This window comes from Chryseobacterium carnipullorum (genome assembly GCF_900142785.1).
Lineage (GTDB): Bacteria > Bacteroidota > Bacteroidia > Flavobacteriales > Weeksellaceae > Chryseobacterium > Chryseobacterium carnipullorum.
Genome location: NZ_FRCD01000006.1, coordinates 79,300 through 98,919, shown reverse-complemented (window position 1 = coordinate 98,919; position 19,620 = coordinate 79,300). Strand labels below are relative to the sequence as shown.

The window sequence follows — 19,620 nt, the reverse complement described above, 5'->3', positions numbered from 1 at the left end:
GATTTAGAGTCGGGAAAGATGGTCTATGGCTCTTTCCAGAGTTTCCTGCTTTTTAGCAAAACACAGTCTGATCACATGATCATTTCTTTTATTTTTATAGAACGATGAAAAAGGAACACTAGCGACTTTATGACTGATTGTCAGCTCGGAAGCGAAATCAAAATCGTTTTTATCCGAAATTTTATCATAAGTCAGGGCCTGGAAATACGTTCCTTCACAATCCAGAAGGCCGAAAGATGTCCCTTCAAGCCCTTTTCTCAGAAAGTCTCTCTTTTCCTGAAAAAAAGTATTCAAATGACGATAATGATCATCATTTTTCATGTATTCCGCCAGCGCCAGCTGAATAGGAGTGTTTACACAGAAAACATTGAACTGATGAACTTTTCTGAATTCGTCACTAAGATTTTTAGGCGCTGCACAATAGCCGGTTTTCCAGCCGGTGACATGAAAGAGTTTCCCGAATGAGGCCACAAGAAGGCTTCTTTCTTTAAGTTCAGGATATTGACAGATGCTTACATGCTTTTTTCCATCAAAGACAATATTTTCATATACCTCGTCACTTAAAATCAGGATGGAAGTATTCTTTACAATCTCCACCAATTCCTGCAGGTCTTTTTCCTTTAAAATCTTTCCTGAAGGGTTGTTCGGATTGTTGAGAATAATCATTTTTGTTTTATTACTTACCAGACCTTTTACCGCATTCCAGTCGATTTCGTAGTCCGGCGCTTTCATTTCAAAACGCTTTACAATTCCTCCGAAAAGCTCTACAGTAGGCTCGTAACAGTCGTAAGCAGGTTCAAAAATAATGACTTCGTCATCTTTTTTTACAAACGTGGCAATCGCTGTGAAAATGGCCTGGGTTCCTCCTGCCGTCACCGTTATTTCGGAATCAGGATGATAGATGGCGTGATGACTGTTCTCGATTTTTCTGGCGATCTCTTCCTTCAATGGCATCATTCCTCCCAATGGCGCATACTGATTAAAACCTTTTTTGATGAAATAGTCTACATGATCCAGCAGTTCTGAGTCCGGCATAAAGTCCGGAAATCCCTGTGAAAGATTGATGGCCTCATTTTCATTGGCAAGCTGCGTCATCTGGCTGAAAATGGTAGTTCCTACATTTGAAAGTTTAGACAAAGGAAGTTGTATCATGAAGATCTGTTTTAGGTAACCGAATTTAATTCATTTTTTGCAATCCTGAAACAGGCCCTAATAAAAAAGGCCGTTTCTTTTGAAACGACCCCCTGCTTATTTGTGCTTTATTTAAAAGAGGATCATGGATTCTGATATAGCCAAGAATTCCTCAGAACATAACGGTGGAATTTCCCCGTCCTGCGAGAGAAACCAAATGTTTTTTGAAAAACTTTTTATCATAAAAATGCTCTGCCAAATATTCAGCTCTTACTTTATCAATGTCGATGAGCACTTTTTAGTTTTTAATAGATTTAAGAGATTTTAAAATCTCTCATGATGTGAATTGGTAAGTTTGGTCTATTTTCTAATAAGTTTTATTAAATGGAAGTTAAGTGTAGTATTTCACTATCTGATTGAAACCATATTTCCAATATATTTTAGCGGAAAGCTGAGATTGCTCACTTCTTTTCTGCACAAAGCCACTTACATTTGTCAGAACAAAGACTAAATGACCTTAAAATCAGTACCATGAAGATAAAAAAAACTGAATTTCCCAAAGAATCTGCTCTGTCCAGAGAAAAAGTAATATTCGATTATACAGACAGTTTTATGGGAGAAGTACTTAATGCAGATGGAAACATTACTACCGCAGAGATAGGCAAGGCTTTTTTCTCCAGTACGCCTCAGTGGGGGAAGAAAATGTTCGCCTTCAGAAACAGCATCGTTAAAATGTTTGGATTGAAAACCGGAACAGATCGCAGCAAAATACAGGATCCCGGGGATCTTAAACTTGAAGTGGGGCAACAGGTGGGAATTTTCAAAATATTTGATAAGACAGAAAATGAAATTATCATGGGAGAAAATGATAAGCATCTCGATTTCAGAGTTTCTGTTCTTTATGATAAAGCCAAACGAAATACCGGAAAAAACTCTCTAACGATTTCAACGACTGTAAAATACCATAACTGGATGGGAATATTGTATTTCCTGCCCGTACGTCCTTTCCATCAGTTAATTGTCCCGGTGATGCTTAAAAAGATGATTATAAAACTGGAAGAGAAATAAAAACAGAAGAAGTGAAATTTCTCATCAAAAATTTTATTCTAAATTTTCAGTGCATACTTATGTTTTGGTTTTCATAAGATGGTATATAAAGTTTGATCCGGGTTCGAGGTCTTTGTTCTTTTTCAGTAAGATCATGGATCTCAAGAATGATATGAGTATCAGAAAGCTGTCTGAATGTTTAGCCCTTGTTTATTGTTGAAATACTTGAGTTTCTTTCCATCAAACCGGAAAATTCCATTGTCACTTTCCAATCCAAAGAAATCCACTTCGATCCTGGCTCAGGGAATAGGTATTTGAATTATTCAGATCATCCTCTTCATTATAATTGACCATTCCGGGAATTTGTGCAAAATATAATGATGAGGATAACAAAATGAAATAAAATAAGCATAAAAGAATTATTTTTTTCACGTGATATTGAATAATGCTGTAAATATATAATTTGATTGATAACAGTGCAATGTTTAAGATTAGATGTTGATAAAAATCGAATGGAAAAAATTCGGATATTTTTGTACAATTTCGTACTTTTGTATGTTTGCTGAAATCATATATGTCACAAGAAATAAATCCAATCTACTCCGAAGATAATATCAGAACCCTCGACTGGCAGGAACACATCCGTCTGCGCCCCGGAATGTATATCGGGAAGCTCGGAGACGGCTCCTCTGCGGACGACGGTATTTACATTCTGCTGAAAGAAATTCTGGACAACTCTATTGATGAGTTCAGAATGAGGTCAGGAAAAAGAATTGAAATAAAAGTAGACGACGGTAAAGTCAGTATCCGTGACTTTGGCCGTGGAATCCCGCTGGGAAAGGTTGTAGATGCTGTTTCTAAAATGAATACGGGGGGTAAATATGACAGTAAAGCCTTCAAAAAATCAGTGGGATTGAATGGGGTAGGTACCAAAGCCGTTAACGCACTTTCTGAATATTTCCGCGTAAGATCCTTCCGTGACGGAAAAATGAAGATGGCAGAATTTTCAAGAGGATTGATCACAGAAAACCACGAGGAGAAAGATACCTCAGACCGAAACGGGACTGAAATCTCTTTCGTTCCTGACGGTGATATCTTCCTTCATTTCAAGTATAGAAAAGAATATATAGCCAAGATGCTGCGTAATTACGCCTATCTTAATCCGGGATTGAAAATTTTGTTCAACGGAGAAACCTATTATTCTGAAAATGGTCTTAAAGACCTTCTGGAAGAGGAAATGGAAAATGAAATTCTGTATCCTATCGTTCACCTGAAAGACACCGATATAGAATTAGCGATTACCCATTCTGACAAATCGCAGACTGAAACCTATTTTTCCTTCGTAAACGGCCAGAATACCACGCAGGGAGGAACACACCTTAATGCCTTCCGTGAAGCGTATGTAAAAACAATCCGTGAGTTCTTCAATAAGAATTTTGATGCCTCAGATATCAGAAAATCGATCATTGCGGCGATCTCTATCAACGTAGAAGAACCTGTATTTGAATCCCAGACCAAAACAAAGCTGGGATCTAATGATATGGGCCCCAACGGACCTACTGTAAGAACATTTATCATTGATTTTCTGAAAAGTAAACTTGATAATTTTCTTCATAAAAATCCGGAAATTGCTGAGTCTATCCAAAGGAAGATCCTTATTTCTGAAAGAGAAAGAAAAGAACTTTCAGGAATCCAGAAACTGGCGAGGGAAAGAGCCAAAAAAGTATCTCTGCACAACAAAAAATTGCGTGATTGCAGACAGCATTATAACGATCAGAAAAACGAAAGAAAAGGAGAGACCCAGATCTTTATTACCGAAGGAGATTCTGCATCAGGGTCCATCACAAAATCAAGAGATGTGGAAACTCAGGCTGTATTCTCATTGAAAGGGAAACCGCTGAACTGCTATGGACTGACCAAAAAAGTAGTGTACGAAAATGAAGAGTTCAACCTTCTTCAGGCCGCCTTAAATATCGAAGAAAGCCTTGAAGACTTAAGATACAATCAGGTTATTATCTCTACCGATGCCGATGTGGATGGAATGCACATCCGTCTTTTGATGATTACATTCTTCCTTCAGTTTTTCCCGGATCTGATCAAGAACGGCCACCTGTATATCCTTCAGACGCCATTGTTCAGGGTAAGAAATAAAAAAGAAACAAGATACTGCTACTCTGAAGTGGAAAGAATCAAAGCTCTGAATGAACTTGGAAAAAACCCTGAGATTACACGATTCAAGGGACTTGGAGAGATTTCTCCCGATGAATTCAAACATTTCATCGGAAAAGATATTCGTCTTGAACCTGTTGTGATTGGTAAAGACCAGACGATAGACCAGCTGCTGGAATTCTATATGGGAAAAAATACCCCAGACAGACAGGTGTTTATCCTTGAAAATCTGGTAGTGGAAGATCCGGACATTGATAAGAAAGAGATGCTGGATACAGATGCTGATTAAAAAAATAAACTAATAAACATAAAAACCAGAAATGAGACTTAGCAACCGCAACAAAGCTTCAGTTTATAATTTTATGCATTCGCTGCTGCTGATGTTGGTCGTATTTGGGATTGCTGCATTTTTACTTAATGAATACAGGTTTCAGGCTGTAGGAAAAGAAAGTTATGTACTTCTTATTCTTCCGATCTTACTGCTGGTGGTTTTTCACCTCAACGGCAGACAGATCTTTGAGTATGACAGTGATGGAGAAGCGCTGAACTTTAAGAACAGGAACATTATTCCTTTCATGGATAAACCGCTTCATGATGAATTTCCGAAGTATAAACTGATCAGGTATGAAATGGTAAGTGTGTTTTTTATCAAAAGGTTATATGTTACCATCTCAAGTAAAAACAGCGGTTCTACCATACTCAAGTATGAAATATCCTATTTGAGCCAAAAAGAAGTAAACGATTTAAAAATCTCTCTGAATAAAGTCGTAAAAGCGAATGAGGAGAAAAATGATTAAAAACAGATGACGACAGAAGAAAACTCGCACGAAGGTGAGAGCTTGAAAAAAGTCTCAGGACTTTATAAAGACTGGTTTCTGGACTATGCATCCTATGTAATTCTGGATAGAGCGATTCCTTCCGTCTATGATGGGCTAAAGCCTGTTCAGAGGAGGATCATGCACTCTATGCGGGAACTGGAAGACGGCCGTTACAACAAAGTAGCCAACATCGTAGGAAATACCATGAAGTATCACCCTCACGGTGATGCCTCCATTACCGATGCTATGGTACAGATCGGGCAGAAAGAACTTCTTATAGATACGCAGGGAAACTGGGGGAATATCTATACCGGAGACTCTGCGGCAGCAGCCCGATATATTGAAGCCAGACTGACTCCTTTTGCACTGGAAGTAGTATTTAATCCAAAAACTACCGAATGGGCGAAATCTTACGACGGAAGAAATAATGAACCCATAGATCTTCCCGTTAAATTTCCGCTGCTTCTTGCTCAGGGAGTGGAAGGAATCGGTGTAGGACTTTCTACAAAGATTCTCCCTCATAACTTTAATGAACTGATCAATGCCTCCGTTGCCCATCTGAAAGGAAAGAAATTTGAATTGTTTCCCGACTTTTTGACGGCAGGATATCTTGATGTTTCAGAATATAATGACGGACACAGAGGAGGTAAGGTAAGGGCGAGAGCCAGAATTACCCATACCGACAAGCATATGCTGGTGATCTCCGAACTTCCTTTCTCAAAAACAACAAGCGACCTGATTGATTCTATCCTGAAGGCCAACGAAAAAGGAAAGATCAAGATCAAAAAGATTGAAGATAACACTTCCGACAAAGTAGAAATCCTGATCCATCTTCATAATGATGTCTCACCGGATAAAACCATCGATGCACTCTATGCTTTTACAGACTGTCAGGTTACCATTTCTCCGAATGCATGTGTGATCGTAGGCGACAAGCCGATGTTTATGAACGTTTCCGACATTCTGAAAATGAACACGGAGCACACGGTTTCCCTTCTTAAAAAAGAGTTGGAAATAGAACTTCATGAACTTCAGGAGAGCTGGCATTTTTCTTCACTGGAAAGGATCTTCATAGAAAACAGGATCTATCATGACATTGAAGAGGTAAAGACCTGGGAAGAGGTGATTAAAACCATTGATAAAGGATTAAAGCCCCATACGAAGCACCTTTTAAGAGCCGTAACGGAAGAAGATATTTTAAAACTGACCGAGATCAGAATCAAGAGAATTTCACGATTCGATTTAGATAAATTTAAGGAAAATATAGCAGCCCTTGAAGGCAAAATAGAGCAGGTAAAATACAACCTTGCGAATCTGATTGCTTATGCGATTGATTATTATTTAAATATTCAGAAGAAATACGGTAAAGATAAAGAAAGAAAAACTGAGCTTAGAATTTTTGATACCATTGATGCAACAAAAGTAGCGGTGGCGAATGAGAAATTCTATGCCAACTTTGAAGAAGGCTTTATTGGAACATCCCTGAAAAAAGACCAGTATCTTTTCGACTGTTCGGATATTGATGATATCATTATATTCAGAAAAGACGGAACGATGAAGGTTGTAAAAGTGGACGCCAAAATCTTTGTCGGAAAAGACCTTCTGAGCGTTGCCATATGGAAGAAGAACGACAAAAGGACAGTTTACAATATGATCTACCGCGAAGGCAGGGAAGGACCTTATTATATGAAGCGTTTTTCTGTAACTGCAGTGACCAGAAACACGGACTATCCGCTGGCTTCCGATAAAAAAGGTTCAGAAGTACTCTATTTTTCAGCCAATCCAAACGGAGAAGCAGAAACCGTAACCGTTCTTCTAAAACCCAATCCGAGGATCAGAAAAAATAAAATGGAAATCGATTTCTCTGATCTTGCCATTAAAGGAAGAGATTCTAAAGGAAATCTGGTAACCAAATATTCAGTGAAAAAAGTGGATATGAAGGAAGAAGGTGTTTCTACGCTGGCTCCCAGAAAAATATGGTTCGATGATACGGTGAGGAGACTGAATGCCGATGCCAGAGGAACTCTTTTAGGCAGCTTCAAAGGAGATGATAGAATTCTGACCATTAATACCAACGGTGAAGTGAAGTTGGTTTCTTTCGATCTGGGGAACCGTTTCGATGATGAATATCTGGTTCTGGAAAAGTGGAAACCACAACAGCCTGTGACCTGTATTTATTACGATGGAGAAAAAGAGATGTACTTTATTAAGAGATTCCTTTTGGAAAATACAGTGAATTTGCAGACCTTTATGCCATCGGAACATCCGAAATCATTCATTGAAAACGTGATTGTGGCCAACGGTGCCTCAGCAGAGATTATTTTTGCTAAAGATAAAGGGAAAGACCGTGATGCTGAAATCATACATCTGGATGAATTTATTACTGTAAAAGGAATAAAAGCCATAGGAAATCAGTTTACAAAATTTAAAGTGAAAACAATCAATATCACCATTCCTGAACCTGTGGAAGAGGAACCGGAAGTGTATGAAGAGCCGGAAACCGGAGACGGTATTGTGGATGATGACCGAACAGTAATCGGGGATCTCTTTGAAAGCGATGAACCTGAAAATTAAGAATTTAAATTATGAGTACAATTGTTTTAGTCATTATGGCCGTAACCTGTATTATCAGTTACTTTGGGTTCAATAATACGGCTTTATTCGAGAAATATAAATTTAACGTTGGGGCAATTGCCAATCGTAAAGAATATATAAGACTTATCAGTTCAGCATTCTTGCATGCCGATTTTATGCATTTATTTTTCAATATGCTTTCTTTATACTTCTTCCAGGGAGTTGTGACGTCATTTTTTGGAAATATAGGCTTTGTGATTATTTATTTTGGATCAATGATCCTTGGAAATTTATTCAGTCTTATGATTTATAAAAAACAGCCATGGTACTCTGCTATCGGAGCATCAGGAGCTGTTTCGGGTGTCATTTTTGCTTCTATTGCAATGGCTCCTAATGAGATTAGCGTTAACTTTTTACCGGGATGGTTGTTTGGAACATTGTATTTTGGATATTCTGTTTATATGATGCTGAATCCTAAGCAATGGGATAATCTAGGACATGCCGCTCATTTAGGGGGGGCATTCTTTGGACTTGTCTATTCTATTACACTGCATCCTCAACAAGCTATGAGTAATATTCTTTATTTAGGAGCCATGTCGCTGCCACTGATCTATCTGGGCTACGAAATTTTTGTCAGGAAGAGAATAGGGTAACCACCATCTTTTATCACAAAATCAAAACCAATGAACACATCAGAATTAAACGGTTTCATCGTTGTATTAATCTGGTTTTCATTGGTTTTGCTTTCTCTAATGAAATGATCCAATCCTTTACGGATAAACAGGAAATATAATTTCTGGTTCGGGATCTTTCTTTTATTATCATCTAGCTTCTGGATGGATGGCGTATTTACGTTGGTTAAGGAATTATCGATTGAGATTCATTCTATAATTACAGTTCATATGATCCTGTTTCTCACTCCGGTCATATTTTATTTCAGTGTGTTATTTTGCACCACTCCTTCCTTTAAATTTAAAATTTCAGACCTGAAGTACAGCAATTTTCAGGTTATTATTCTATTGCAACGATTTGGAGGATTTGAAGATCAGACTGTTTTTAATGTTATATTTATTGGCCTAATCCTTTTCCAGGCTTTATCCTGTACTGACCGTTCATACTTTGCCATCAGGAAACACAAAAAAAGAATTCAGCAGTTTTCTGCCAACACTTAAGGGATTAATCTCAGAATTATGATGCTACCATCCATTTATTCTCTCAAACTACGGAGGCCGGAGTGGAAAAATTCTTTTTCGTTAGTACAGCCAATACTTTAGGGAGAAATAAAAGTAATAATTGTGAATCCTGCCTTTAGAGAATTCTTTAATGATTCTGATTCCGGATGCGATGTTGGATATGATGGGAAAGAGCGGATACGCCCTGAGAAGGCTGAAAATAAAGACCAGTCTGAGCTCTGCTCATATGAAAGGTTTAAGAATCCATCATCATTACTTCAAACCGGGAATCAATAAAAGAATTGGGAGTAAGGTATCTGCTTGTTGATAATGCGATTGAAGTGGCCGTTCAGCATTTACTAAAAAAAATAAACATTGATTTTCACTCCGTTAAAATGAAAAAACCAGCTTTTAAAGCTGGTTTTTATCAAATTATCTTGATATTTTCTGAGTAACATTCCTGTTTGAAATAACGCAGGCTTTGCTGCAGTTATTTGCGCTTGAAATATTAACCTGTATCAAAGCTGGCATTGATCTGTATTCTTCTTTATTGTAAGGAGCTTCAGTACCATTGCTTCCGCCGCCTTTAATATCATATTGTATTTGGGCAACTCCTGTAAATCCAATCGCGGGCCTGAAGGAAAGCGCTGCTGTAGTGGATGAATAGGTCCAGGTACCCTGACTGCTGGTATAAACTCCACCTGTTATATTCGGAATCACATTACCATTGATATCTAAAAAACGAAATGAACTAAAATCAAGGTTGTTATAAGAAAGGGTTGGCGGGTTTTGACCACTTGCGGAAGAATAAGCTGCATCATTAAGTAAAGGGAAATACGTAGATTTTATCCCTGGACATCCTTCAAAGAGATCATCTGTTACTTCGGCAGCATAAGGTCTGGTAACTCCTAAGTTTTTCAATAAATGTATATTTTTAGCAGCTCCGGTAGAAGCAGCAAAACCAATTCTGAAAGTAGAAGGGGGTGACGTATCCAGAGTTCTTACCGTACTGGAGGATATTGTACTCTCTGTATATTTCAGAGAAGTAGGATAATAATAATTGTCAATAACTTTTTCTTTCACATCTCCGTGCTGTATTTCCAGGGTTATATTATAACCACCGGAAGGATTGGGTATTAATGTGACAAATGCTTTACGGAATCTTACATCATTTTCATTTAGGGGAATCGTAGTTCCGCCACTCTCAATACTGAATTGCTGAAGATTCGGATTTTTAATGCCAATAAATTTCCCTGTCTGTGTATCCAGATAAATGGATCTATTGTTGCTGGAAGGGGAAACATTGGTAGCCGTACTATACAGTAGTGGGTAACCATTGTATCCCGCAGGTTCAGATGCCGACAGATACTGATTTCCGCGTTTACCTCTTAAAGAAATATTGCTTCGCCCATTAGCTAATGTTACACCAAAAATTCCATTTCTAACTCTTTCACCCTGGTTAAAGGTTGTTTTGAAATTTCCAAATTCATCTAGACCTATTCCCAGATATGCTCCTCTCAGTCCTTCCGTAGACTCACTTCCACGAACAAAACTATATCCTAATCCTCCTCCAAAGTATCCGATATTGAGCTGTTCTTTAGGAATAGATCCGTCTACTAAAAAGATAGAAATACCATCTCCTCCATTAGTATTTCCTCCATAAATTGCAAATTCAAATTCGAATTTAATTCCCTGATCACTTTTGAATATTTTATCAGCAAGGATAATCCCGCCTGAAATATTATTAACACTTCGGGTCATTCGTAATCCTTCGGTGGTAAAAGTAGCGTCATTCTGAACACCGCTGGTAGATACTTTGTAGGCTTCCTGAGGTTGTAATCCCTGAGTAAAGTTAACAAAATACGGATAGCCGGTTCCTTGTTCATTCTGCGCCTGAATATTTTGGAAGAAAATAAACAATGAAAAAATAAGCAAAAATCTTTTGCTTTGTACAATTGAGGTACTTTTTATCATAACTCAATTATTTAACAACAAAAACAATATTAATAAAAGAACAGTCTGTAGCTGCTGCTTTTACATCGTATTTCATTACACCATCATCAGAAATAGAAATATTGCTGAATACATTAGAGTCCGCATCAGTCACGTAATAGTAAAGATCTTTACTTGATGGAAAAAAAGGAATCGCTTCAGGTGCACTGGTACTCTTTGCTTTTGGAGATCCGAACTGAGTTTTATACAATGTATACAAATCTTTAGTTCGGCCAATGGCATTGCTGGAAGTGTCAAATGAAACACTAGGCATGTAAAACATTTTTACAGCACTACCACTTATACATAACCAGTCAGGTTTCGTAGGTGTACCAATATTCTGGCTTAAACATTTTTTATCAGTATCATAAATAAGAAGTGAGGTGGCCGGATTGGAAATAGCGTCTCTTTTTGCAGTGGTAAGCCTTGGTATCAACATACCTCTACTTTGACTATAAATATCCAGCGCAGCGCTTGCATCAGGTGTGGAGGTATTGATACCGATCTGAGCAAATGAAAATGAACTTACGAAAACGATTGATAGAAATAATTTTTTAATCATGATGTACTTAATAATTTTTTATCTGTGTATTTTTTGTTTTTATGTTTTTTTAAAAGGTATTCAAAGACAACCTAATTCTATTAAAGAAATAAGTACCATCAACAATCCATTTAAATAATGAGTTGTTGTATTCAGCAATGGTATAAGGAGACCTTTGTTCCCAAAATCAATAACAGATATAACATGTATGCTTTATAAGAAGAGCATTTTATGTCTTATCTGAAATAGTCGAAAAAGAAAATTGAGTTAAGTCGCTTTGTAAGCTACATAAGTAAGATTCATATTCCTTCGTGTTTTTTGCAAATTTACGAATAAAATGTTTTAAGTACTCAGCTTCAGATGATTAATTTTAATCTATCCGCTGTTTTTAATTTAATTAACGTGTTTTAGTTTAAATTTTTATATGATTAATGAATTATTAATATTATTTTTAATATGTAAGTCATTGTATTTTATTAAAAATCCAAAAATAAACTTTATTGAGGGGGATATTTTGAAAAAATATTTAATTCATCTTCCAATAGTTCTCCAAAATTGATTTGGTCTGTTTACTACTTTCAACAAAATAAAATTCCTTCCAATTTTTTATTTGTTGGAATCATAGAGACTTGATCCTCATAGTATTCTATTGTGTTTTTTTATATATGTTAAATTTAAAGCATAACCCTATTTTGAATAGGATATCTGTGTAATTTTTTAATTAACATAAAATCACTTATTTCTTTACAACGATAAAACGGTCGTTTTCAGATAAATCTTTAATGAGTTGGGCTTCAGAAAAATATTCAGTGTACAAGTCAAGGGTTTCGGGGCCGAGCTTCTGATTAATTTCCAAAAATAAAAGGCCACCATCTTTCAAATACTTTTTAGAATCCTCGGCAATCTTCCGGTAGAAGATCAGCGCATCCTGAACTGGGGAGAAAAGAGCCATTTTAGGCTCAAATTCCTTAACAGAATCGGCAATTTCAATTTCTTCTTCAATACCTATATAAGGAGGATTGGAAATAATAACATCATAGCTTTCGGATAATTCAGAATTAAGATAATCTCCATGAATGAAACTGATCTCCAGCTGATGATGTTCTGCGTTTCGTGTAGCAGTTTCCAAAGCTTTTTCAGAAAAATCAATAGATGAAATGTCAGCGCCGGGAAAATGCTTTTTTAAAACCAATGGAATCACACCACTTCCGGTACCAATGTCCAGGATCTTTAATCCCTCGACATCTATTTCCAGATCGTGAATTTTATGAATGGCGATCTCAAGCAATTCCTCAGTCTCAGGACGTGGAATCAGGACATTCTCGTCAACAAAAAATGACATCCCGTAAAACTCGGTTTCTCCCAGGATCTGCTGATAAGGTCTTCCGGTTTTTAAATCTGAAATCACCTGCAGAAGCTGTTTTTCATCATCCAGAAGAAGTTCCTGACCGGATAATCTTCTTTGATGAAATGAATCGATGCCGATAATCTTTTCTATAAAAACAGCCGCCAAAAAAGCACTTTCCGAATCACTGTAAACTTCAGAAAGTGCTGTTTTGAAATATTTCTTAAATTCTGATATTGTCATTTATCTTGTAAAAACCAGTTTAGTGTCTGTGGATTTTTCTTCATCGATCAGGTAGCCTTCATAGTTGAATGCTTTTACATCATCTAAGGTTTTGGCATTGGTTTCAGCACAGAATCTTACCACCAGACCTCTTGCATGCTTGGTATACACAACGATGGTTTTCAGTTTTCCTTCTTTCAGTTCATAAAAATCAAAATCAATGACTTTATGGTTTAATTTTTTCCTGTCGATCACTTTTCCGTACTCGTTGCTGGCCAGATGAAGAAGAATTTCTCCTTTTTTCATTTCAGAATTAAGCTGATCTGTAATTTTTTCTCTCCAGAATTCATAGAGATTCTTGTATTGATCAAATTCAAAAGGACGTCCCATTTCCAGTCGGTAGAGCATCACTTTATCTGAAGGTTTCAGCAGTCCGTACAATCCGGAAAGTATTCTGTAGTTTTTCTGTAAGTAGTCTACAGCATTTTTATCCAGAGTTTTAGCATCCAGTCCCCTGTACACTTCCCCTGTGAAAGCGAACATGGCCGGAGCTGATTCTTTTGCGGCAGGTTTATCTTTCCATCTCTGGTTTCTTTCCCAGTTTTCATCAGCCAGTTTAGGTGATATTTCCATCAGTTCGGAAAGGTATTTCGGCGATTTATGTTTTAAATAGGACTGTATGAATGCAGATTCTTCGATGAATTTGGGAGTGGTGGATCTCAGTAGGTCTGTTGAATTCTCAACGTTCATCAGTTTCGCTGGAGAAGTTATAATTTTCATAATGTTAGAATGCAGATAAATGTTTAATGTCAATAAAATTCATGATCATCATAGACACGAGGTCGTACGCAAAATGACAGATGATCAGAATCTTAATATTAGAATATTTTTTATAAAATGAAGCAAAAACAGCTCCGATAAAGAAAGGGATCAGGACCTGTCCAATGGTTCCGTAAGTGCTGTGCAAAATTCCGAATAAAGCGGCAGAAACCATGATGCCAACAGACGGGTTATTGTATATTTTTTCAATTCTCGGCTGGATATATCCTCGCATCAGCAGTTCTTCTACAGCTCCTGCCGTAAAGCAGGTAAAGAGAATCAGCCCATAATTATTTCTAAAAACAGAAGAAATCTGAGCGAGTTTTTTGCTCATCCCTTCCTGGGTTAAAAGCTGGACAATAAGGTTGAGGAAAGCTCCGCCAAAAGCGCAAATAAAGTACAGAGCAATAACGGCCTTGATATAGAACAAGGCAGGGTACTTCTTTTCCTTCCAGATCAAAAAATTATTTTTCTCAATAAAAAGGCTGTAAAGAAAGATCAATCCAAGAACAGTCCATAGCGCAATTCTTGTATAGAAGAAATTTACCGGTGTCAATGCCTTTATTCCCGTTAAAAGATAAATAAACGGAAACACATAGAGCATCACTGCGGCCAAAAGGACAAAGGTGCAAAGAATTCCCAATGCATATTTTCCGTTCAAACTCATAATCTAAATAATCAGGTGAAGTTTCTCAACAATTGATCGATCATTAAATAATTCCTTTTCCCTGACGGATAATCTCCGGTTCTCCGGACGTAAGATCCACAATAGTAGATGCTATATTATCTCCGTATCCTGAATCGATGACAATATCTACCAGATGACCATACTTTTCTGCAATCAGTTCCGGATCTGTAGAATATTCAATGATCTCGTCATCATCTTTAATAGAGGTTGAAGCGATCGGGTGACCCAGTTTTTCCACGATAAGCTGTGGGATAGGATGATTAGGAACACGGATACCGATTGTTTTATGATTTTTATAGGCTAAAGGAAGGCTCTTATTGGCATCAAGAATAAAGGTGAACGGCCCCGGAAGATGGCTTTTCAGAAATCTGAAAACAGAAGTATCGATAGGCCTTGTAAAATCTGAAAGATGACTCAGGTCATTACAAATAATTGAGAATTTAGACTTTTCCAGCTTTACTTTTTTTATCTGGGCCAGCTTTTCCATGGCTTTTATATCAAAAATATTACATCCCAGGGCATAGATGGTGTCAGAAGGATAGATAATCAGTCCGCCGTTTTTTAGGGTTTTAATAACCTCATTCACAAGATTTTCCTGAGGGTTGTCAGGGTAAATTTTCAGTATTTTTGCCATAAAACAAAGATACAAATAATAAAATAGTTTTCATAAAAGTCCTTTATTTAAAAGAAAAATTAGGATTTTTAAAAAATAGACGTATCTTTGCAATCCAATAACGCGGGATGGAGCAGTAGGTAGCTCGTCGGGCTCATAACCCGAAGGTCATCGGTTCGAGTCCGGTTCCCGCTACTAAGTTTAGTACTTTCGGTAAGTACTCTAAAAATATACCGCGGGATGGAGCAGTAGGTAGCTCGTCGGGCTCATAACCCGAAGGTCATCGGTTCGAGTCCGGTTCCCGCTACTAAGTTAAGTGTTTTCGGTAAACACTCTAAAGATACACCGCGGGATGGAGCAGTAGGTAGCTCGTCGGGCTCATAACCCGAAGGTCATCGGTTCGAGTCCGGTTCCCGCTACTAAGTTAAGTGCTTTCGGTAAGCACTCTAAAGATACACCGCGGGATGGAGCAGTAGGTAGCTCGTCGGGCTCATAACCCGAAGGTCATCGGTTCGAGTCCGGTTCCCGCTACTAAGTTAAGTGTTTTCGGTAAACACTCTAAAGATACACCGCGGGATGGAGCAGTAGGTAGCTCGTCGGGCTCATAACCCGAAGGTCATCGGTTCGAGTCCGGTTCCCGCTACTAGAACGAAAGAAGCAATAAAATTATTGCTTCTTTTTTTGTTATTTATATTGTCGGACTTAAATCAATTAAATGCTGAGGAATATCGACGCAGAGTTAGATGAAGACTACTCGAAATATTTTGAAGATAAGGATGATTCCGAATAGACATTAAAAAAATAGCTTCTTAATTTAGGAAGCTATTCACATTTGTACTTGATTTTTTTTAGCAATTGTCATAATTAGAATTAACCGCATATGCTAGTTCATCATTAAATCCTGGACTCATATCTGGATTGTCTGATTGAAAAAGGACTGTTGTAGTACTACCACATGCATTTTTAAAAGCGACAGACCACCAACGAAAATACGAAGCTAGAGCTTCTTTTTGTGCTGGGGTAAGTTCTTTGACTTCTGCAGCCTTTTCTGTTTTAACTTCCTGTTTGTTTTCCGATTTAACCTCTTCTTTGGTATTAGCAAAAGTTACTGTAGAAAGAGCCAATGCTCCGATAAATAATAGTTTTTTCATAGTTGGAATTTTTATTGTTTTTAAAAATGTTTTAATCTAAGAATGTATTAATAGCTTTAAGACGATCAGTCATAAATTTGGTTCTATCATTACCATTTGCATCTAAAACCTTAATGTTTCCATTGTACATTGATGGGTTTTCATGGAAATTTTTTCTAGCTTCTAAAAACTGAGCTTTAGTTTTAGCCTTTACCTCGTTGTAATATTTTAAAGGTTCGATTAATTCATCAGATTTCTTAATGTCTGTAGCATAGATCTCAATGGTTCTGCTTTTATTGTAAACTTCCAGGACCAACCCCGATAAACCTTTGAACCTAAAAGGTCCTTCAGGAATAGAAATATCTGTTGTAAACCATGCAAAAAAGGTTTGGCCAGTATCAGTTATTGTTTTTGCCAACTGACTTTTATAGCCTTTTATATCTTTTCTATCATTCAGTATTTCCCATTTCAATTTAGGCTCTTCAAAGGTAAAAGCATATTTTCCTACAGGTAATGAGGCAGTAATAACATCATTGTTTCTATAAATGCTTTCTGTAGTTTTTGGATACTTAGCAATTGGACCAGCTGAAGTAGAAATGGTTTCTGCTGGAGTTCCTTTATAATATAATTTAGCTTCCTTACTACAATATATTGATTGAGTATTATTGAAAACTAAAGCGGTCGAATAAATATTAACTTTATCTCTGTTTAAACTGTCAGAAATTATTTTAGTTTCATAGTTAATCTCCATAATGGCCTTGTTATCCTGAGCAGATAAATTAATACTATATAGGCAAATAATAATACCAAATAATGTCTTTTTCATACCACAATCATACAAAATGTTTTTTTATTCACAATTACGGGAAGCTGTTTTTTTTCAACTTTTTTATTATGTAAAATAGCATCCTAATTATTAGATCTACTTCATGTGAAGCTTTCAATCTTAGAGTACCCACCTCCTTTCTATTTTTTGCTTTGATCTAATTTGGAGGCAGTTGGCTGAATAATATAGTCTAGTTAAAATTTAATCTTCTGAAATATTGATAGAGAAACATCTATTGATTACTTTTCCGTAATTTGTATTCTTCTTTCATGCAGTGCCCGCAGGGACGATATTTATTTTCTAATGCTTCTTTTTCAGAGATAAAGAAAATTTTGTTTTCTCTTTTTATTGTTTTGCCGGAAAAGCAGGTAAGTAATCTGTAGATTTTTAATTTCAGATTTCCTGCAAAAGTAATTTTCTCGCTTCTTATTTTAATTTTTAAGTCATGATCAGTCATCTCAATATGCTTTTCCATAGGATAAGATATGGATTTGCAATCATTTATAAAATCTGAACACGCGGTATTTTCTGATATTGAAAGTCTTTTTAGATGGAACTCAATGTTTTTTGTAGAAAATCGACAGTGGTTTCCAGTTCTTTTTCATCCATTGAAGCAAAGCCAAACCTGAAAGCGTTCAGCTCCTCATCAGCACGTAAAATCTTCAGTTGAGGAAGATTGATCAAATGACTCACCGGATAGTCGGGCAGCAATGTAATCCATAGAGCCATTCCTCCCGGAGGAAGAACATAAGAAATATAAGGATTTAATCTGTCTTTTAGCAAAACGTCCAGGAAGTCTCTTCGCTGATGATAGATCTTTTTTGCTTTTTTTAGATGTCGTTTCAGTTCACCTTCTTTAATCAGAAAGGCTAAGGCATTCTGCATATAGCCGTCACCGCCCACATCAATAATTTTTCTTAAGGCAGTACATTGCTCAATAAAATTTCCGGGGGCCACCATAAAACCAATCCTTAGGGAAGGATCTAAAATCTTGGAGAAAGATCCGGTATAAATTATGTTTCCATTATGGCTGCCGCTTGCCAGAGGTAGATACGGAGAAGAAGTATAATGGTAATCATAGTCATAATCATCTTCAATGATAGCGAAAGAATAAGTATTTGAAAGTTCCAGAAGCTCCATTCTTCTGCCGGCGCTGAGTGTAACGGTTGTGGGGTAATGATGATGAGGAATCACGTAAACAGCATCAATCTTTTTTGTTCTGCAGATCCTTTCAACAGCTTTGATATCCATACCGTTTTCATCTACAGGAACTTCCAGAACAGTTGCTCCCGTTTGTTCAAATGCTGCATTGGCTGCCGGATAATTAGGTATTCCTACAATAATAGTTGATTGAGCGCCAAGAAGAAGCTGTGCGGTAAGATAAATGCTCATCTGGGCACCATGAGTGATCAGAAGGTTTTCTGCTCCGATATTGAGGCCCCTCGTTTCGGAAAGGTATTGCGCAAGTTCTTCTCTTAGTCTTAAAGTGCCCTGTTCTGTTCCCATATTGGCATTTTTAATTGTATGCCTTTTGGAAGTATAAGAACGATAAGTTTTCAGGAGTTCATCGATCGGAGAGATCCTGACATCAGGATGACCATCGTCAATGACAAGCTCAGGGATTATAGATATTCCAGATTTTTCTTTCTTTTCATCGATAGTTCTGAACGGAAGTTTGAAACTGTTTTCATAAGATGGAAGAACACTTGCAGTATTCCATTTTTGAGGTTTTAGAAAAGGAATACGATCAGATACGGCAGTGTATTTTCTGGGAACGATAGTGATCCAGTCCTGTGCATACAATTCATCATAGGCCGCAACTACAGTTTTACGATGTATTCCCAATGTTCTGGATAGCTCCCGTGTTCCCGGAAGATGGGCGCCAGGTTGTAAGACTCCGGTTCTTATAGCGTTAATGATGGAGACGGCAATCTGTCTGTATAGCGGTGTACCGTGCTCTTTATCGATAATAATGACATGTTCAAATGGAAACATACTGGACTACCTGATGTTTAATATGTGGAGTACAAATATAGTCCTATTTAAAAATACTTTTGTCCTGTCAATAAAAAAAATTACAGAAATGAATTACACTATTAAAAAGGCAGGTCTTGAAGATCTTAATGAAACGGCAGAACTTTTCAACTTATACCGTATTTTTTACCGCCAGGAATCTGATCTGGAAAAAGGAAAAGCATTCCTTAAAGAAAGATTCCTGAATCATGAATCAGAGATATTTCTTGCCATTACAGACGGAAAAGCAGTGGGTTTTGTTCAGTTGTATAAATTATTCCATTATACAAAACTACAGAAACAATGGCTTTTGAGCGATTTATTTGTTCATCCGGAGTATAGAGGAAAGGGATTGTCTGTTGGATTGATAGACCGCAGCAAAAAGTGGTGTGAAGAAACAGGCGCTTGCGGCCTGATGCTTGAAACGGAGAAAACCAATGATATTGGAAATACGCTTTATCCGAGATGCGGGTTTGAGCGTGATGATTTACACAATTATTATCACTGGTGGAAGTAAATG

Annotated in this window: 19 protein-coding genes and 5 tRNA genes; 13 read left to right on the top strand and 11 right to left on the bottom strand. The window is 37.1% G+C overall.

Going from position 1 to position 19,620, the window contains the following annotated elements; genetic code table 11:
* Positions 1 to 3 precede the first annotated feature (3 nt).
* On the bottom strand, positions 4 to 1,152 hold the full coding sequence (locus tag BUC06_RS08385; protein WP_073332422.1) for a methionine aminotransferase: 1,149 nt from the start codon (positions 1,150 to 1,152) through the stop codon (positions 4 to 6).
* Between the two features lie 510 nt (positions 1,153 to 1,662).
* On the opposite strand from BUC06_RS08385, the gene BUC06_RS08380 reads away from it, so the two are divergent.
* The 7 genes from BUC06_RS08380 to BUC06_RS23785 all read left to right on the top strand — a co-directional run bounded on the left by BUC06_RS08380 (position 1,663) and on the right by BUC06_RS23785 (position 9,239).
* Complete coding sequence (locus BUC06_RS08380) at positions 1,663 to 2,199, top strand: DUF2867 domain-containing protein (protein WP_073332419.1); 537 nt, start codon at positions 1,663 to 1,665, stop codon at positions 2,197 to 2,199.
* Between the two features lie 553 nt (positions 2,200 to 2,752).
* A complete protein-coding gene (locus BUC06_RS08375; RefSeq protein WP_073332417.1) occupies positions 2,753 to 4,636 on the top strand; it encodes a DNA topoisomerase IV subunit B in 1,884 nt (627 codons plus the stop codon).
* A 31-nt stretch (positions 4,637 to 4,667) separates the two neighbouring features.
* Complete coding sequence (locus BUC06_RS08370) at positions 4,668 to 5,144, top strand: hypothetical protein (protein ID WP_073332414.1); 477 nt, start codon at positions 4,668 to 4,670, stop codon at positions 5,142 to 5,144.
* Positions 5,145 to 5,150: 6 nt separating this feature from the next.
* On the top strand, positions 5,151 to 7,739 hold the full coding sequence (locus BUC06_RS08365) for a DNA gyrase/topoisomerase IV subunit A (protein ID WP_073332411.1): 2,589 nt from the start codon (positions 5,151 to 5,153) through the stop codon (positions 7,737 to 7,739).
* A gap of 11 nt (positions 7,740 to 7,750) precedes the next feature.
* Positions 7,751 to 8,392: a rhomboid family intramembrane serine protease gene (locus tag BUC06_RS08360; protein WP_073332409.1), complete on the top strand. Its 642-nt coding sequence runs from the start codon at positions 7,751 to 7,753 to the stop codon at positions 8,390 to 8,392.
* A 249-nt stretch (positions 8,393 to 8,641) separates the two neighbouring features.
* Positions 8,642 to 8,911 carry a hypothetical protein gene (locus tag BUC06_RS08355; protein WP_139263331.1) on the top strand — a complete coding sequence of 90 codons (270 nt, stop codon included), beginning with the start codon at positions 8,642 to 8,644 and terminating at the stop codon, positions 8,909 to 8,911.
* Between the two features lie 151 nt (positions 8,912 to 9,062).
* Complete coding sequence (locus BUC06_RS23785; RefSeq protein WP_167367408.1) at positions 9,063 to 9,239, top strand: hypothetical protein; 177 nt, start codon at positions 9,063 to 9,065, stop codon at positions 9,237 to 9,239.
* Positions 9,240 to 9,343: 104 nt separating this feature from the next.
* Here BUC06_RS23785 and BUC06_RS08350 read toward each other — a convergent pair whose 3' ends face one another.
* The 6 genes from BUC06_RS08350 to BUC06_RS08325 all read right to left on the bottom strand — a co-directional run bounded on the left by BUC06_RS08350 (position 9,344) and on the right by BUC06_RS08325 (position 15,152).
* Positions 9,344 to 10,885 (bottom strand): L-type lectin family protein, encoded by a 1,542-nt coding sequence (locus BUC06_RS08350; RefSeq protein ID WP_073332403.1) that lies wholly within the window; start codon positions 10,883 to 10,885, stop codon positions 9,344 to 9,346.
* Positions 10,886 to 10,892: 7 nt separating this feature from the next.
* On the bottom strand, positions 10,893 to 11,465 hold the full coding sequence (locus tag BUC06_RS08345) for a hypothetical protein (RefSeq protein ID WP_073332400.1): 573 nt from the start codon (positions 11,463 to 11,465) through the stop codon (positions 10,893 to 10,895).
* A gap of 715 nt (positions 11,466 to 12,180) precedes the next feature.
* Positions 12,181 to 13,032: a peptide chain release factor N(5)-glutamine methyltransferase gene (gene prmC / locus BUC06_RS08340; RefSeq protein WP_073332396.1), complete on the bottom strand. Its 852-nt coding sequence runs from the start codon at positions 13,030 to 13,032 to the stop codon at positions 12,181 to 12,183.
* Positions 13,033 to 13,791 carry a peroxide stress protein YaaA gene (gene yaaA, locus BUC06_RS08335; protein WP_073332735.1) on the bottom strand — a complete coding sequence of 253 codons (759 nt, stop codon included), beginning with the start codon at positions 13,789 to 13,791 and terminating at the stop codon, positions 13,033 to 13,035.
* A gap of 4 nt (positions 13,792 to 13,795) precedes the next feature.
* A complete protein-coding gene (locus BUC06_RS08330; protein ID WP_073332393.1) occupies positions 13,796 to 14,497 on the bottom strand; it encodes a CPBP family intramembrane glutamic endopeptidase in 702 nt (233 codons plus the stop codon).
* A gap of 43 nt (positions 14,498 to 14,540) precedes the next feature.
* Positions 14,541 to 15,152 (bottom strand): L-threonylcarbamoyladenylate synthase, encoded by a 612-nt coding sequence (locus BUC06_RS08325; protein ID WP_073332390.1) that lies wholly within the window; start codon positions 15,150 to 15,152, stop codon positions 14,541 to 14,543.
* Between the two features lie 101 nt (positions 15,153 to 15,253).
* Here BUC06_RS08325 and BUC06_RS08320 point away from each other — a divergent pair.
* The 5 genes from BUC06_RS08320 to BUC06_RS08300 all read left to right on the top strand — a co-directional run bounded on the left by BUC06_RS08320 (position 15,254) and on the right by BUC06_RS08300 (position 15,774).
* A tRNA-Met gene (locus tag BUC06_RS08320) sits at positions 15,254 to 15,326 on the top strand.
* A gap of 39 nt (positions 15,327 to 15,365) precedes the next feature.
* Positions 15,366 to 15,438: transfer RNA gene (locus tag BUC06_RS08315), tRNA-Met, on the top strand.
* 39 nt (positions 15,439 to 15,477) lie between these two features.
* A tRNA-Met gene (locus BUC06_RS08310) sits at positions 15,478 to 15,550 on the top strand.
* 39 nt (positions 15,551 to 15,589) lie between these two features.
* Positions 15,590 to 15,662 (top strand) — tRNA-Met (locus BUC06_RS08305).
* Positions 15,663 to 15,701: 39 nt separating this feature from the next.
* Positions 15,702 to 15,774 (top strand) — tRNA-Met (locus BUC06_RS08300).
* 205 nt (positions 15,775 to 15,979) lie between these two features.
* On the opposite strand, the gene BUC06_RS08295 is transcribed toward BUC06_RS08300, so the two are convergent.
* From BUC06_RS08295 to pdxR, 4 genes are all read right to left on the bottom strand, one after another.
* Positions 15,980 to 16,282, bottom strand: a complete 303-nt coding sequence (locus BUC06_RS08295; RefSeq protein WP_073332387.1) for a hypothetical protein — start codon at positions 16,280 to 16,282, stop codon at positions 15,980 to 15,982.
* A gap of 31 nt (positions 16,283 to 16,313) precedes the next feature.
* Complete coding sequence (locus BUC06_RS08290; protein ID WP_073332384.1) at positions 16,314 to 17,087, bottom strand: GLPGLI family protein; 774 nt, start codon at positions 17,085 to 17,087, stop codon at positions 16,314 to 16,316.
* A gap of 232 nt (positions 17,088 to 17,319) precedes the next feature.
* Complete coding sequence (locus BUC06_RS08285; protein WP_073332381.1) at positions 17,320 to 17,562, bottom strand: Ada metal-binding domain-containing protein; 243 nt, start codon at positions 17,560 to 17,562, stop codon at positions 17,320 to 17,322.
* Positions 17,563 to 17,633: 71 nt separating this feature from the next.
* On the bottom strand, positions 17,634 to 19,082 hold the full coding sequence (gene pdxR / locus BUC06_RS08280; protein WP_073332378.1) for a MocR-like pyridoxine biosynthesis transcription factor PdxR: 1,449 nt from the start codon (positions 19,080 to 19,082) through the stop codon (positions 17,634 to 17,636).
* A gap of 88 nt (positions 19,083 to 19,170) precedes the next feature.
* Between pdxR and BUC06_RS08275 the strand changes: the two genes are divergently transcribed.
* Positions 19,171 to 19,617 (top strand): GNAT family N-acetyltransferase, encoded by a 447-nt coding sequence (locus BUC06_RS08275; protein ID WP_073332732.1) that lies wholly within the window; start codon positions 19,171 to 19,173, stop codon positions 19,615 to 19,617.
* Positions 19,618 to 19,620: the final 3 nt, after the last annotated feature.

Excerpts from the sequence above, each read along its gene's own strand:
- BUC06_RS08370 (WP_073332414.1), top strand. The coding sequence starts at position 4,668 with ATGAGACTTAGCAACCGCAACAAAGCTTCAGTTTATAATTTTATGCAT.
- BUC06_RS08290 (WP_073332384.1), bottom strand. The coding sequence starts at position 17,087 with ATGAAAAAGACATTATTTGGTATTATTATTTGCCTATATAGTATTAAT.
- BUC06_RS08365 (WP_073332411.1), top strand. The coding sequence starts at position 5,151 with ATGACGACAGAAGAAAACTCGCACGAAGGTGAGAGCTTGAAAAAAGTC.
- BUC06_RS08380 (WP_073332419.1), top strand. The coding sequence starts at position 1,663 with ATGAAGATAAAAAAAACTGAATTTCCCAAAGAATCTGCTCTGTCCAGA.
- BUC06_RS08385 (WP_073332422.1), bottom strand. The coding sequence starts at position 1,152 with ATGATACAACTTCCTTTGTCTAAACTTTCAAATGTAGGAACTACCATT.
- yaaA (WP_073332735.1), bottom strand. The coding sequence starts at position 13,791 with ATGAAAATTATAACTTCTCCAGCGAAACTGATGAACGTTGAGAATTCA.
- BUC06_RS23785 (WP_167367408.1), top strand. The coding sequence starts at position 9,063 with ATGATTCTGATTCCGGATGCGATGTTGGATATGATGGGAAAGAGCGGA.
- pdxR (WP_073332378.1), bottom strand. The coding sequence starts at position 19,082 with ATGTTTCCATTTGAACATGTCATTATTATCGATAAAGAGCACGGTACA.
- BUC06_RS08345 (WP_073332400.1), bottom strand. The coding sequence starts at position 11,465 with ATGATTAAAAAATTATTTCTATCAATCGTTTTCGTAAGTTCATTTTCA.
- BUC06_RS08355 (WP_139263331.1), top strand. The coding sequence starts at position 8,642 with ATGATCCTGTTTCTCACTCCGGTCATATTTTATTTCAGTGTGTTATTT.
- BUC06_RS08295 (WP_073332387.1), bottom strand. The coding sequence starts at position 16,282 with ATGAAAAAACTATTATTTATCGGAGCATTGGCTCTTTCTACAGTAACT.
- BUC06_RS08375 (WP_073332417.1), top strand. The coding sequence starts at position 2,753 with ATGTCACAAGAAATAAATCCAATCTACTCCGAAGATAATATCAGAACC.
- BUC06_RS08350 (WP_073332403.1), bottom strand. The coding sequence starts at position 10,885 with ATGATAAAAAGTACCTCAATTGTACAAAGCAAAAGATTTTTGCTTATT.
- BUC06_RS08330 (WP_073332393.1), bottom strand. The coding sequence starts at position 14,497 with ATGAGTTTGAACGGAAAATATGCATTGGGAATTCTTTGCACCTTTGTC.
- BUC06_RS08360 (WP_073332409.1), top strand. The coding sequence starts at position 7,751 with ATGAGTACAATTGTTTTAGTCATTATGGCCGTAACCTGTATTATCAGT.
- BUC06_RS08285 (WP_073332381.1), bottom strand. The coding sequence starts at position 17,562 with ATGGAAAAGCATATTGAGATGACTGATCATGACTTAAAAATTAAAATA.
- BUC06_RS08325 (WP_073332390.1), bottom strand. The coding sequence starts at position 15,152 with ATGGCAAAAATACTGAAAATTTACCCTGACAACCCTCAGGAAAATCTT.
- BUC06_RS08275 (WP_073332732.1), top strand. The coding sequence starts at position 19,171 with ATGAATTACACTATTAAAAAGGCAGGTCTTGAAGATCTTAATGAAACG.
- prmC (WP_073332396.1), bottom strand. The coding sequence starts at position 13,032 with ATGACAATATCAGAATTTAAGAAATATTTCAAAACAGCACTTTCTGAA.